12 protein-coding genes and 1 other annotated feature (1 of these 13 only partly in view) are annotated in these 14,529 nt (G+C 51.3%); of the genes, 10 read left to right on the plus strand and 2 right to left on the minus strand.

Annotation, left to right across the window (positions count from 1 at the left end; genetic code table 11):
• Positions 1-195, plus strand: a binding site (T-box leader); it begins 49 nt to the left of the window's first position.
• Between the two features lie 56 nt (positions 196-251).
• Complete coding sequence (gene leuS, locus ACE3MQ_RS07280; protein ID WP_379391954.1) at positions 252-2,693, plus strand: leucine--tRNA ligase; 2,442 nt, start codon at positions 252-254, stop codon at positions 2,691-2,693.
• A 12-nt stretch (positions 2,694-2,705) separates the two neighbouring features.
• Here leuS and comER read toward each other — a convergent pair whose 3' ends face one another.
• Positions 2,706-3,569: a late competence protein ComER gene (gene comER, locus ACE3MQ_RS07285; protein ID WP_379391955.1), complete on the minus strand. Its 864-nt coding sequence runs from the start codon at positions 3,567-3,569 to the stop codon at positions 2,706-2,708.
• Positions 3,570-3,679: 110 nt separating this feature from the next.
• Here comER and ACE3MQ_RS07290 point away from each other — a divergent pair, with 110 nt between their 5' ends.
• The 6 genes from ACE3MQ_RS07290 (at position 3,680) to holA (ending at position 10,848) form a co-directional block, all read left to right on the plus strand.
• A complete protein-coding gene (locus ACE3MQ_RS07290; protein WP_379391956.1) occupies positions 3,680-4,270 on the plus strand; it encodes a ComEA family DNA-binding protein in 591 nt (196 codons plus the stop codon).
• A 15-nt stretch (positions 4,271-4,285) separates the two neighbouring features.
• The gene (locus ACE3MQ_RS07295) at positions 4,286-4,804 is read left to right on the plus strand and encodes a deoxycytidylate deaminase (RefSeq protein ID WP_379391957.1); all 519 of its coding nucleotides are present in this window, start codon (positions 4,286-4,288) and stop codon (positions 4,802-4,804) included.
• Between the two features lie 119 nt (positions 4,805-4,923).
• Positions 4,924-7,554, plus strand: a complete 2,631-nt coding sequence (locus ACE3MQ_RS07300) for a ComEC/Rec2 family competence protein (RefSeq protein ID WP_379391958.1) — start codon at positions 4,924-4,926, stop codon at positions 7,552-7,554.
• A gap of 160 nt (positions 7,555-7,714) precedes the next feature.
• Positions 7,715-8,263: an RNA polymerase sigma factor gene (locus tag ACE3MQ_RS07305; protein ID WP_379391959.1), complete on the plus strand. Its 549-nt coding sequence runs from the start codon at positions 7,715-7,717 to the stop codon at positions 8,261-8,263.
• Entirely contained in the window at positions 8,260-9,489 is a 1,230-nt protein-coding gene (locus ACE3MQ_RS07310) for a zf-HC2 domain-containing protein (RefSeq protein ID WP_379391960.1), read from the plus strand. The genes ACE3MQ_RS07305 and ACE3MQ_RS07310 overlap by 4 nt, the downstream gene beginning before the upstream one ends.
• Before the next feature lie 339 nt (positions 9,490-9,828).
• Positions 9,829-10,848 (plus strand): DNA polymerase III subunit delta, encoded by a 1,020-nt coding sequence (gene holA, locus ACE3MQ_RS07315; protein WP_379391961.1) that lies wholly within the window; start codon positions 9,829-9,831, stop codon positions 10,846-10,848.
• A gap of 89 nt (positions 10,849-10,937) precedes the next feature.
• On the opposite strand, the gene rpsT is transcribed toward holA, so the two are convergent.
• Positions 10,938-11,210 carry a 30S ribosomal protein S20 gene (gene rpsT, locus ACE3MQ_RS07320; protein WP_379391962.1) on the minus strand — a complete coding sequence of 91 codons (273 nt, stop codon included), beginning with the start codon at positions 11,208-11,210 and terminating at the stop codon, positions 10,938-10,940.
• Positions 11,211-11,383: 173 nt separating this feature from the next.
• Between rpsT and gpr the strand changes: the two genes are divergently transcribed.
• From gpr to ACE3MQ_RS07335, 3 genes are all read left to right on the plus strand, one after another.
• Complete coding sequence (gpr, locus tag ACE3MQ_RS07325; protein WP_379391963.1) at positions 11,384-12,397, plus strand: GPR endopeptidase; 1,014 nt, start codon at positions 11,384-11,386, stop codon at positions 12,395-12,397.
• 353 nt (positions 12,398-12,750) lie between these two features.
• Positions 12,751-14,025, plus strand: coding sequence for a stage II sporulation protein P (locus ACE3MQ_RS07330; RefSeq protein ID WP_379391964.1), 1,275 nt, complete (start codon positions 12,751-12,753; stop codon positions 14,023-14,025).
• 26 nt (positions 14,026-14,051) lie between these two features.
• Complete coding sequence (locus ACE3MQ_RS07335) at positions 14,052-14,474, plus strand: hypothetical protein (RefSeq protein WP_379391965.1); 423 nt, start codon at positions 14,052-14,054, stop codon at positions 14,472-14,474.
• Positions 14,475-14,529 lie beyond the last annotated feature (55 nt).

Here is a 14,529-nt window from a genome sequence, read left to right on the forward strand (position 1 = left end):
GCCGACGGTAGGTGCAAGTCGGTTGGATTTCGGATTGAACTCGCCTTGGAGTTATGATGCAATGGGACTTAGCTGCTGCTTTGTCTTGCGAACATCATCGTCTTGCCCGCGTTAAGGGTGTAAAGGGAGCGGAAGGCAAAGCATGCCGGCCGCTAACTAGGGTGGTACCACGGGAATACTCCTCTCGTCCCTAGCGATGATACGCTATGGATCGAGAGGTTTTTCTTTTTAATTGAAGGGAGTTTAGGATCATGAGTAATAACAACCAATCTCACGATGTATACCGCGCCCAGACGATCGAGCCGAAATGGCAGGCATACTGGGATGAGCATCAAACCTTTAAAACACAGGAGGAGCAGGGCAAACCGAAATTTTATGCACTGGATATGTTCCCGTATCCATCCGGTGCCGGCCTTCACGTTGGCCATCCGGAAGGCTATACAGCGACGGATATCGTCTCGCGGTATAAGCGGATGCGCGGATACAATGTGCTTCATCCGATGGGCTGGGATGCATTCGGCTTGCCGGCGGAGCAGCATGCGCTGGATACGGGCGAGCATCCTCGCGACATTACGGTCAAGAACATCAACAACTTCCGGCGTCAGATTAAGTCGCTTGGTTTCTCCTACGACTGGGATCGGGAAATCAGCACGACGGATCCGGAATATTATAAATGGACGCAGTGGATTTTCATCCAGCTCTATAAGAAGGGACTCGCCTATGTTGCCGAGGTGCCTGTTAACTGGTGTCCTGCTCTAGGGACTGTCCTTGCGAATGAAGAGGTTATCGATGGCAAGAGTGAACGCGGGGGACACCCTGTTATCCGCAAGCCGATGCGGCAGTGGGTGTTGAAGATTACCGAATATGCCGAGCGGCTGCTGGAAGACTTGGAGGATCTGGATTGGTCAGAGAGCATCAAGGATATGCAGCGCAATTGGATCGGCAAATCCGAGGGAGCGGAGGTCGTATTCCAGATCGAAGGAAGCGATGAAACGCTGACGGTGTTCACGACACGTCCAGACACGCTGTTTGGAGCCAGCTATGCCGTCCTCGCGCCAGAGCATGAATTGGTGAAGAAAATTACGACGGAAGGCCAGCGTGCAGCGATCGTTAACTATCAGGAGCAGGCTGCCCGCAAGAGCGACCTGGAGCGTACGGATTTAGCCAAAGAGAAAACCGGCGTCTTTACCGGAGCTTATGCGATCAATCCGGCCAATGGAGAGAAGCTGCCGATTTGGATTGCGGATTATGTGCTTGCAGGTTACGGAACAGGCGCGATTATGGCCGTTCCGGGCCACGACGAGCGGGATTATGAATTCGCGAAGCAGTTTGATCTGCCGATTATCGAGGTCGTAGAAGGTGGAAATATTGCAGAAGGAGCGTATTCAGGAGACGGCGCGCATGTCAATTCCGACTTCCTGAACGGCCTTCGCAACGAAGAAGCCATTAAGAAAATGATTGCCTGGCTGGAGGAGAACGGCAAGGGCCACGGGAAAGTAAGCTACCGCCTGCGCGATTGGCTGTTCAGTCGTCAGCGTTATTGGGGAGAGCCGATTCCGATTCTCCATCTGGAAGACGGCACGATGAAGCCGGTACCGGAGGATCAGCTGCCGGTGCTTTTGCCGGAGGTCGATCATATCGAGCCTTCCGGTACGGGAGAGTCGCCGCTGGCTAATGTAACGGAATGGGTAAATACGACGGATCCGGAGACGGGCCTTCCGGCTCGCCGCGAGACGAATACGATGCCGCAATGGGCGGGAAGCTGCTGGTACTATCTGCGGTTCATCGATCCTCACAATGATAAGGAGCTGTGCTCGAAAGAGAAGGAGCAGCAGTGGATGCCGGTGGATCTGTACATCGGCGGAGCCGAGCACGCGGTGCTTCATTTGCTGTATGCCCGCTTCTGGCATAAGGTTCTGTACGATCTGGGCGTTGTATCTACGAAAGAGCCTTTCCAGAAGCTTGTCAACCAGGGCATGATTCTGGGGACGAATAACGAGAAGATGAGTAAATCCCGCGGGAATGTCATTAACCCGGATGTTATCGTGAACGAGTATGGGGCGGATACGCTGCGCGTCTATGAGATGTTCATGGGGCCGCTGGAAGCGACCAAGCCGTGGAACGCGAACGGAGTTGAAGGCACGCATCGATTCTTGTCCCGCATCTGGCGCCTGTTCGTCGCTGAGGACGGAGGCTTGAACGCCAAAATCAACGATGGCGCCGGCTCGGACGATTTCAAACGGACCTGGCATAAGACGATCAAAAAAGTGACGGAAGACTTCGAGGCACTGCGCTTTAATACCGCGATCAGCCAGCTGATGATTTTCGTAAACGAAGCATATAAAACCGATGTTATCCCTAAAGCAGCAGCTGCGAATTTCGTGCAATTGCTGTCCCCGCTGGCGCCGCATTTAGCGGAAGAGCTGTGGGAGCGTCTCGGCCATAACGAAAGCATTACTTATGAGCCATGGCCGGTTTATGACGAAGCTTGGACCGTTGACTCCGAGGTGGAAATCGTCGTACAGGTGAACGGTAAAATTGTTGAGCGCACCAAGGTCGCCAAAGATCTTGATCAAGCGGCGATGCAGGAGCACAGCATGGCTCTGCCAAGCGTACAGCAGGCAATCCAGGGCAAGGCGGTTCGCAAAGTGATTGCCGTTCCAGGGAAGCTCGTGAATATAGTTGTAGGCTAAAGTATTTTCGTATCAAGACTCGGAGTCATGATTTGCAGCGCTGTTTGCCTCGGCGGCTGAATCGAACAGGGCCGCCAGCTTGGCTGAATCTGCTTCGTGCTTGCGCTGCGTCGCTTCGATCAGGCTTGGAAACACGCCCTGCAGCCGTTCCTCCAGGATAGCCAGTCCTTCGGCGGTCACTCCGCCGGGAACGGCTACGCGGCGCTGCAGCTGTTCCGGGGTCAGGCCGCCTTCCGTTAAGAGCCTGCCCGTACCAAGCAGCATTTCAGCGCTAAGCTTCAGAGCTTCCGGCATGCTGATCCCGGTCATCTGCGCAGCCGCTCTGGCCCATTGCTGGATGATGAAGGATACGAAGGCAGGTCCGCAGCTCGAAATGTCAGAGGCGATTCTTGTCTCTGACTCCTTCATGGGAATCGGTCTGCTGATCGAGGACATGAGCTGCTCCAGCAGTAGCCGATCTTCCGGCTGGACTCGCTCCCCGTAAATGCAGAGCGAGACGCCGCTATGTACGGAATGGGTAATGCTGGGGATGATTTTGGCGATCTTGGAAGGGATTTGTTCCTCCAGCATGGAGATAAGCACAGGGCTAGTAATGGATATGACGAGTTGCGACTCAAGGAGTACACTGCGAATTTCCGCGATAACCTCCGGGAAGTGATGTGGCTTTACGCAAATAAATACCATATTGCTCCCCTGGGCAGCATCGGCATTGCTGGCTGAGATGTGAATGCCGGGATGCCGCGCAGCCAGCAGCTCTGCTTTGTGCATAGTGCGGCTGCTAAGATGCAAGTTATGCGGGTACAGTGCACCGGAACGCAGGAAAGCTTCTATAAGCAGGCTTCCCATCGATCCCGTTCCGATGAAAGCGACTTTCATCCTGTTTCCCCCTTTCGTGCTTACGCACAAAAATATTCGTCGTTTAAATATGTATGCATCTTGATAGGATCTTCATGACTTTTTGGACAGATTCTTTTGAGATTGGAGCGATGAAATTGAAAAGGGAATACGTGATGACAGCGGTCGTGTCAGCTGTCATAGGGGCTGGATTGATGCTTCTGGCTGTCGGCGGAAGCCGTCCTGCGGGCATTGAGGGCTGGGCTCAGGTCAATCGCGAGGTCGCTGCTGCGATGGGCGGCAATGGAATGGCGGAAGCTGCTCCAGCCGCTGCATCTGCAGCAGGGCCGGGAACGGCAGCAACTCGGGATAACTCAGCTGTGGACAACGAGGCTGCTGCGACTGAGTCGGCGGCAAGCCAAAATGCCGCTGATGGAGAAGGCCGGAAAAACGGCCTGGCCGACCAAGCGGGCGCCGCCTCCGCTGCGACAGCGGGCGGAAATGAAGCCGCCATACCGTCTCGGCCAGCTTCCGAGCAATCGGAGCAGGATGGTTTGGTGAGCCTGAACACGGCAAACCGTACGCAGCTTCAAACCATTCCGGGCATCGGCGAGAAGAAGGCGCAGGCGATCATCGATTACCGGAATCAACACGGTTCTTTTAATTCCTTGAGCGACTTGAAGAAGGTGAAGGGTATCGGGGATAAAATGTTCCAGAAAATGAAGCCTTATATCAAACTGTAAGAGGAGAATTAAGGAATGAGTCCAGATACACGCAAAGATTGGGATACGTATTTCATGGATATCGCTTATATGGTATCCACGAGATCACGTTGTAACCGGCGGCATGTAGGGGCTGTCCTTGTCCAGGGGAAGAAGCTGCTCGGAACCGCATATAATGGCGCCCCGTCGGGAGTACCTGATTGTTCGGAGGCGGGCTGTATGATTGCTGAGGAATATGAGGTAGTGACGGTGGACGGACAGGAAAAGATGGTCAAGAAACAGCGTTGTGTCCGCACTATTCATGCGGAGCAGAACCTGCTGCTATTTACCGATCGGATCGACCGGGAGGGCTCCAGCGTTTATGTGACGGATGAGCCGTGCTGGACGTGCGCTAACATGCTCGCGAACAGCGGGATCACCGAAATTATTTTCCATCGTCCTTATCCGAAGGATACGGGCAAGGTTTCGGCGATGATGAGCCAGAAGGGGATCACCTTCCGGCGTTTGGAATCGTATCAGCCTCCGAAGGAAACGGATGGCCGGGTTGAAGATTAGAGCAAAGAAATGAAAGAGATGAAGGAAGAACCTCGTCTGCTGCGGCAGCCGGGGTTCTTTTTTTGTAGGCAAATGGATGAAGGTATTTGAGCAATGATGTTTCTGAGAGGAGTCGAGGTATGCGACGCAGGCCTTTAGTTACTGCAGTTTGCTGCTGGATCGCTGGCTGCAGTATGTCTCATTTGTACGACGGCTTTGCTTTCTGGCTGTTTTGGATAGGGATATCCTTGTTTCTTCCCTTGCTGGGGTGGATTTTTCGCTGTCCCTGGAGAAAGCTGCTCCTGTTTTGGCTGATGTTCTCTCTAGGAGCTGCATATTGGTCATATCATGATGGAAGAAATGAGAGCGCACTCTTGGATTTGATACCTGCAAGCAGCCTTGATTCGGCAGTGGCTGTCGGCTCCGGCACCGGCTCCGGGGAGTCGCTAGTTCACGTAAAGGGTACGATTACGTCCGCCGTGGAAGTGGATGGCGACCGTGCCGACTTTACGTTTCGATTGGATGAAGCATCATTTACAGGCCAGGAATCAGGTCATCTTACCGCGGATGTAAGCGGAGAGCTGTTAAGGGTGCAGGTACGGCTAGATTCTATCGAAGAAATTGAAGTGGCGAAGCAATGGCAGAGAGGCCAGCAGCTTGAGATGGGCGGCAGCTTGGAGAGGCCGAATGTCGCCCGTAATTTTGGCGGATTCGATTATCGCGATTATTTGCGAAATCAGCGTATCCATTGGATTTTGAAAGTGACAGGCGCGTCTTCGGTTGAGGTTGAAGCTAACAGCCAAATTAGCCCGGCTCTGCTGATCGGAAAGGTCGATACCGTTCGAAGGCTGCTCGGAGATCGCATCGAGCGGTTGTTCCCGGACTGGCAGGCAGGGTATATGAAAGGCTTGTTGATCGGTCTTGCCAGCGAGCTGGAGCCTGATAAATACGCGCAGTTCTCTCAGCTAGGATTGACGCATATTCTGGCCATTTCCGGCAGTCATGTTGCCATTAATGTAAGTTTAATTTTCGGCTTGCTGCGTCTATGCCGGGTAACTCGGGAAAGCTCATATCGCATCGTGTTCGGATTCATTCCCATCTATGTGCTGATTACCGGATTTTCGCCTTCTGTGATCCGCTCGGGATTAATGACGATGATCGGAATATATTTATTGCGGCGCGGTTTACTGAAGGACGGATTAAACGTCCTGTCTGCGGCTGCCCTATTAATGCTGCTGTGGGAGCCTTATTTTATGCTCAATGTCAGCTTCCAGCTCTCTTTTATCGTAACGGCGGGGTTGATTTTATTTGTCCCTTTACTGCTGCCGTATTTGCATTGGTTGCCTGCCAAAATGGCCGGTGCCGCGGCGATTACGATAGCAGCGCAAATCGTTTCTTTTCCACTGACGATCTATTATTTCAATCAATTCTCCCTGCTTTCCTTGGCTGCGAATATGCTGCTTATCCCGCTGATCGGAATGATTGCTCTGCCGGGCGGGACGGCAGCACTTCTTATCAGCGCCTTGTGGCTTCCCCTCGGCGAATGGCTTGCCTATCCCATACGGCTCTTGAATTCGGCTACATTCATCGTGACAGGATGGCTGAATGAACGGAGCGGATTTATGACTTACTGGAAGTCTCCCACGCTGTTATGGATCGCTGCATTCTATACTGCTCTTTATTTGCTATTATACTGGAGACACCGCAGCCGTATCGTGCGTGAAGCTGACCTGGCCGGAACCGACGACACGCAGCCGCTCAGCCCGCTGCCGAAGCAGCGAGAGTGGAATGCCAGTCACTATAAGGAATGGTTCAAATTCGCCAAGCTCAGGCGTGAGCAGCTTTTGCAAGCAGCGCTTGCCGGCCTGCTGGTCATCCAATTATATTTAGGATATCAACCTTTAAATATGAAGGGCAGGGGGCATGTGCAATTTATAGATGTTGGACAAGGAGATTGCGCTCTCATCACTACGCCGGAAGGAAGGAACCTGCTTGTGGACGGGGGAGGCACCGTGTCGTTTCGTAAACAGGAGGATGCCTGGCGGAATCGGCGAGAGCCTTTTGAAGTTGGAGCAAAGACAGTGGTTCCTCTATTGAAAAAACGCGGAATCAACCGCCTGGATGCGGTCATTCTTACGCACGGGGATCAGGATCATGGCGGGGGACTGCTGGCCGTGCTCGAACAGTTTCCAGTAGATGCGCTGCTTATAAATGGAACGCTAAGCGATTCGGGTACGATCGAAAGGCTGATGTCCACAGCGCTTCGCAAGAAAATACCGATTTATGCGGCCAAGCAAGGGATGAGATTAAAGATAGATGCATCGACGGAGCTGGAAGTACTTTCACCGGAGCGAAATGATGCCGAGCAAGCTGATATTCCCTATAGCAAAGAGCAGAATCATGAATCCGTCGTATTTGTATTGCAGATGGCAGGCGCGACATTTTTGTTTACGGGAGACATGGACGAGGCAGCCGAGCATCGCGTATTGGAAGAGCTTGACCACCAGATCCGACGTCATATCGATGTTATGAAAATTGCCCACCACGGCAGTAAAACCTCGACCTCTTCGGAATGGCTGGAATATTGGCAGCCCCCGGCAGCCGTTATTTCGGCAGGAGCCTCTAACAGCTATGGCCATCCTCATCCGACCGTAGTAGAACGGTTAAACGACTCAGGTAGTCATATCTATCGAACGGATCAACAGGGAGAGGTGCAAATGGAAGTGAACAACGGCCGACTTTGCGTTCGTTTCAAGTTGTCCTCCTCGTGATGACGGGTTCCGTTTTTTCTGGTATTCTTAGGTGAGATTTAGGCTTATGTATGATGATGTAAGACTTTACTACTAAAAATTATTAAAAATAATAGTAACAACATTGCAACATATCGCCAGTCGATATCGTCTGTAAGGTTGCAAGGAAGGGGGAGCCTTTGTGGTGGAGCAGGAACTCATCAGAGCCGCTCAAACGGGCGATCGCGACGCTCTAATCACCCTATTGCGAGAAATAGAAAATCAGGTGTACCGCACTGCCTATTATATTTTGAATAATGAACAGGATGCACATGATGCAGCCCAGGAAGCACTCATACGAATTTATACGAAGATTGATACTTATGAAGAGAAGGCACAATTTAAGACCTGGGTACAGCGGATTGTTACGAATATTTGCATCGACAAGTTTCGTAGAAAAAAACCGACGGTCTCGATCGAGGAGCATGAGATCGTGTTCGAAGGCAAGGATAACGTCGAGCGCGAAGTCATGTCCGGATATATTGCAGAGGATATCCGTGAAGCCATTGATCAGCTGCCGGAGCATCATCGCTCCGTCGTTGTTTTGAGATATTTGCAGGAATTTTCCTATAACGAAATAGCTGAGAGCTTGAATTTGCCGCTCAATACGGTGAAGTCGTATTTATTCAGGGCCAGGCAGCAGCTCCAGCACTTACTCCAAGATTATCAGAAAGGTGGTGTGTCAGGATGAAATGCGCGGAGGCGGTGGAATGGATGCATCGATATGTAGACCATGATTTGAATGAGGAAGAGACTTCTCTTCTGTTTGAGCATATTCGCGACTGCAGCGATTGCGCTTATGAATTTGAACTACTGAATGAGCTTTCTGCCAAGCTTAGCAAGCTCCCGGATGTCACACCGCGCTTTAGTCTAGTTGATCAAATCATGCCACAGTTAGATGAAATTGATCGGGCTCGCCGGGAAGAGGGGAGCACGATTGAGCATGATAGCATTATCGGAGCGGTAGCCGCATCTGCGGGAACCGATCCCCGAAGCGTGGGGAGCAGACGCGATAAGAAGACCGCACAGCGCAGCCGTACCCGCAGCTTTCGAACGGGGATTTTAGGAACGGTAGCCGCGGCAGTCATTTTGGGGATTTTTATCACACAATATGAACCTCGAACGATTCCTAATGCGGAATTGTCAACGGCTGACCAAAGTGCAGATTCGAGCAATAATCAACCCGCAGCTAACGAATTCTTGGCGCGAAGCATGGATGAGGCAGAGAGCAATGCTTCCCAGATGGCGGATGGAGCAGCCAAGAATTCAGGCGAGGATCGAGGAAATGAAGGCGACATGAACGGTTTCACCAAGAGCGGGGAGCCATCTTCGGCGGGAAATGCTAGTCATGGGGAGAAGTTATCCCCGGATCATAGCGGAGCGAAGGGGGATGAATCGTCCCCAGCACCCGCGAATACGCCAACGGAATCGAACGGGGATGCAGGAGGACGCCCAGCGTCAGATGCTTCGCGCAGCACGGAGAATCATTTGGCACCGAATGACGGTACGCTAGAGGGAAATTCCGCCCCAGGAGAGCCGTCCCAAGGTAATCCGGCGGATGAAGGGGAGTTAGGAGATCATAAAATGGAAATGGCTCCTCTTGCTCCGGATGAGCCTATATCTTCGCAAGACCCGGCTCAGAAATACGGAATTTCGAAGATGCCGGAAGAATGGGGCTCTCCCGATGGAACGCACCGCGCTGTCCTGCTGGGAAATCATCTGTACATCTATGAGGATGACAACGAAAGCTCCTTGCTTGTTGCAGATGAGCAGGTAACTGGTACATGGATTAAGGGGGAATGGTCCAGCGACGGGACTAAATTTACCTATGAGGCAGATGTGGACGGCAGCGTTACTAAACATAGCGTAGAGATTAAACCCTCAGCGGATGCGGAAAATTCTTCACAAAATCAATAAGAGAAGCACGATTTCAAGAGATATGGAATAGGTTATATATATAAGAGAGACATAAAGAGAATTGAAAGACCCTGATCGTCGTATGACCGCCGGCGGAAAAGTTTCTAGAGCTTTTCAGCCCGCGTTTATATAGATGCTCCGGGACAAAGGGACCTGCTGGCCACGCGGCTAAAGGTCCCTTTGTTTGTATGCGGCAGTATGTCAAGCGAAGATGGCGACGGTTCAATTGCGTTTGGACTAAACCTGCAATTCACAGTATCATAGTAATACGGATTGTTAAATGGCGGACAAAAGAGCGACACCGCCAAGTAATATGGGTGAGATGAGAGGGGAAGCCGAGTGGATACCAAGACGGCGATGAAGGAAATAAGACAGGGGCGCATATCCCCTTTATATTTATGTTACGGGACAGAAAAATACCAAATCAACGAATTTATCGCTTTGCTGGAGAAGCAAGTCGTAGACAAGGAGCAGCGTGATTTTGCCATGGCCGCCTTTGATTTGGCTGAAACGCCGATCGAGGTGGTTATCGAGGAGGCTGAGACCTTGCCGTTTCTCGTACCGCGTAAGCTGATCGTGGTAAGGGATGCTTCATTGTTTACAGCGGGAAAAGATGGCGGAAAAATCGAACATAAGCTGGAGTCATTGACAGCTTATATGACGAATCCGGCGGAGCACAGCGTCATTGTCTTTGTCGTTCATGGGGAGAAGCTAGATGAACGCAAGAAGATCGTGAAGGCCATCAAGGCCGCTGGTACCGTGCTTTCATTTATGCCGCTTGGCGGCGGAGAGCTTGTGCAGTGGGCCGTCAAGCAGGCGGAGAAACGGGGCTGCAGCATGAGCCGTGAAGTGGCGGAGGCTTTAATTGCTGCCAGCGGCGTTCAAATGGCCGCGCTTGCTGTTGAAGTGGATAAGCTATGTCTTTATGCCGGAGCAGGCGGCGTGATCGACGAGGGGGCCATCGAGCAGCTGGTAGCGCGCAGTACAGAGCAAAATGTCTTTGCCATGGTGGAAAGTATTGCGAATCTGAAGCTGGAGCAAGCGCTGGATATTTTTTACGAGCTGCTGAAGCAGCGTGAGGAGCCGATCAAAATTGCGGCATTGATTGCGCGTCAATTTCGGATCATGCTGCAGGTAAAGGAGCTGGGGCGGCAAAGCTACTCGCAGCAGCAAATGGCCTCCCAGCTCGGACTGCATCCTTATGCGGTAAAGATCGCCGGCGAGCAGGCGCGGAGGTTTGAAACGGCCAGGCTGCGCCAGGTGCTGTCCGAGCTTGCGCAGCTGGACTATAGAATGAAGAGCGGCGGAATTGATAAGGTGCTTGGGCTCGAACTGTTCCTTTTGAAGCTGGGGGCCTAGCGCCTTCAGGGAATTTCTATGGCTGCACCAAAAAGACCTGAACAGAAATGTTCAGGTCTCTTTGAGCTTAAGTTTATAAATAACGGCACTTACGCTTGGGACGTAAGGGCGTTCAATTTTTTAGCCAAGCGGGATTTCTTACGGGCAGCAGCGTTTTTGTGGATCAAACCTTTAGTAACGGCTTTGTCCAATTTCTTAGCAGCTGCAGCATAAGCTGTTTTAGCTGTTTCTACTTCATTGTTACTCAGAGCAGTGTCGGCAGCTTTAACAACAGTACGCAAAGCGGACTTTTGCGAAGCGTTCAGAGCACGGCGTTTGTCGTTAGTTTTTACACGTTTGATAGCAGATTTAATGTTTGGCATTGCATTCACCTCCTGTAAAGCAAATATCATCCCAGATGATTCACAACTTAAAATATTTTATCACGCAGTAAGGTAAAATGCAATAAATTCATAGCAAAGAAAAGACGCCTGCATAATGTCTATCATCCTCTCGCACAATATAAGATGACAACGGAAAGGGAGGTCTTCCTCATATGAATCTGGATTTACGGCAGTATTCGGTACGTACGGATTTGGCAGTGGAGTCTAAAGAGCTTGCGGAGACGGTTCATGGCGGACCGGTATCCGGGATTCAGGAAGAAGTTGAAGAGCTGGACGGAATCAAAATTACCCGGCTGGATGTCGAGAATGAGCAGGCTTCACGTCAGATAGGCCGCCTGATCGGACATTATGTCACCCTGGAGGTGCCTGGTCTGCGCAGCCATGACAGCGATCTTCAGGAAAGGGTGTCAGCCGCTTTTTCCAAAGAGTTCATCGCCTTCCTGGATAAAATCGGCATCGGGTCCGGCGCTACTATATTGATCGTCGGCCTAGGCAATTGGAATGTTACACCGGATGCCTTAGGGCCGCTTGTCGTCGAGAATGTCATAGTAACACGGCATTACTTTGAACTCGCTCCGGATCAGGTCGCCCCAGGCTACCGCAAGGTCAGCGCGATTGCGCCGGGGGTTCTGGGCATCACGGGGATTGAATCCAGCGAAATTGTGCAGGGTATTGTCGACCGCACGAAGCCGGACGTAATTATTGCGATCGATGCTTTGGCTTCGCGCTCCTTAGAACGCGTCAATACGACGATTCAAATCGCGGATATCGGCATTCATCCGGGATCGGGCATCGGCAATAAACGCAAAGGATTGACGAAGGAGATTCTAGGCATTCCTTGCATCGCGATCGGTGTTCCGACCGTATGCTATGCATCCACCATCGTCAATAACGTATTTGACTTGATGAAGTCGCATTTTAACGGGGAAAATGGAAATGCGCCAAGCACTACGAAGCAAATTATGGGTCTGCTCACTGAGCTGAGCGAAGGCGAAAGATTAGGGTTAGTTAAGGAAGTTCTTGAACCGTTAGGTCACGATCTTATTGTGACGCCGAAGGAAATTGACGAGTTCATTGAGGATATTGCCAATGTCATCGCTAGTGGATTGAATATTTCCCTGCATCAAGCGGTTGATAAGGATAACGTCGGAGCACATACTCATTAGCTGGCATTTCTCATCAAAATAGAGAGCTGCTCGGCTGCTTAATCAAAGGAGTTGCGCTAGCCGCCCTGTATATGGACAAATATTGAGCAGAGTGAACGAGCCCAGGAACGCCACTCCTTTTCCCCAATTGGCTGCCTGGGCCGCTCCATTTCGATCCTATGAAGTTCGCAATCTAGCGGACTTTATTTTTTTGTGAGAGTAGGTGTTCTACTTTTCGGGATAGGTTCATAGATTTCAGATATAGAAAGTGGTTCAGCGGCTAAAGGAGATTTCAACGAAAGACCTGGCCGGATCAGAATGAAATCTTGAGACGAAGGGAACTTATTTCCGGCTAAAGGAGGGCTTCACAAAAAATGAGATGGTTTAGAACTTGGAATGTCGGCCGAATGAGACATAACCTGATGCGCGTGCTAGCTATGGGACAGACGTTTCTGCTCTTGTCGGTTTTATCAGGAGTATTCTTTGTGCTGCTTGGCGTAGGGGGGATTGCCGAAAAGCAGCTGAACACCTCTCCGGTATCCTCTATGAAAGGACTGGCCTCATCATTATCAAGCCGATTCTTTATTAGTATGGTGGGTATGGAATTGCCCCATATGGTGCCCGACAAGGAGATGACCTCATTTTCAGGAAAGCAAATGACGAATTTCGTTTTTCAGCTGCTTACAGACGTTAATCCATCCGATCCTAAAAGCCTGGTGGCCAGGGAAGTACCCGGCCTGGGCGCGGACAGCCCGATTTTATTGCGTACGGGATCAGGAAATAAGACGGTGCAAGCTCCGGAGGATTATCATCCGGGGGCTGGTGCGGACGGAAGCAGTCCAGATCACCCGGAACCGGATGATCATCCAGAGCCTGATGCCGAGCCCGTTCAACCTGCAGCTCCCGAACCGGGCGATGCGAAGGACGAGCCTATTCCGCCAGGCCATAAAAATATTGTCATGGTGTATCATTCGCACCCACAGGAGTCTTTTAATCCTGTATTAGGCATAGATTCTACCAATCCGAGTTCTTCCAAAGATATGATGAATGTAGGCTTGGTCGGTGACGCTCTGGCCAGGGAGCTTGAACGCAAAGGCGTCGCAACGCTGCATGCTTATGAAAATTATGCGGCCACTGTACAAAATTACAGCTACAACTACTCCTACAAATATTCCAGGCAGACCGTGAAAGAAGCGATGGCTCAAAACGGACAGCTGCAATATTTCATCGATATCCACCGGGATTCCCAGCGGCATGAGAAAACTACGACGAACATCAACGGATTGTCCTACGCCCAGGTATACTTCATTATCGGACACGGGAATGAGAATTGGCGGGAAAATGAAGCCTTTGCCAGCTCGATCCATGATCGATTGGAGAAATCTTACCCCGGCATATCCAGAGGCATATGGGGCAAGACTTCATCCCAAGGGAATGGGGAATACAACCAGTCTCTTTCGCCGCAAAGCATTCTTATAGAAATTGGCGGGATCGACAATAGCAAAGAAGAGTTGGAGCGCACTGCTGGCGTGTTAGCTGAAATTATTGCGGATATTTATTGGGAAGGCCAGCAGGCAGAGAAGGCGGGTTCTTTAACGAAGGAGCAGCCGAAAAAAAAGGAAGAGCCCAAGCAGGTCGCAGCTGGATGATTGTATTTTCGTAAGGGGGAGTCGCATTGTCCAGAACGATGAGAAAGTCATTGTTGTACTCACTGTTGCTTGTAGCCGGGATTACGTTTGGAATGCAGCTGGCAGAGTCGGGAACAAACCGGATCTACGATTCCGCCTCCGCTGGCGCTGGCCGGCAATTCGACCCAGCCTCATCAGGAACCGCCGGGTTCCAACAGAGCCAGGAGACATTCGGGGGGAGTCCACAGATTCCACAGAATTCACAGAAGGAATTCACAGATTGGACGACGACGGCAGCGGCGAACCAGCAGACAATCACAGAGCGCTTGCAGACACCGGATAGTTTGCTGCTGCCCCCGCCGGAGCAAGCGCCCGTAGATCGATTTGCCGATAAAGCGGCTAACCTGCTGCAGCAGGTATCACAGCACAGCATATATTGGGTCGCCTCGCTATTTAAATCGGGAGAATAACAGCGGAAAAAATGATGGACAGACTCCGGACAATCCTTGATTTATGGATAGGAAT

It is taken from the genome of Paenibacillus lentus, from assembly GCF_042714055.1.
In the GTDB taxonomy this organism is placed as follows: domain Bacteria; phylum Bacillota; class Bacilli; order Paenibacillales; family Paenibacillaceae; genus Fontibacillus; species Fontibacillus lentus_A.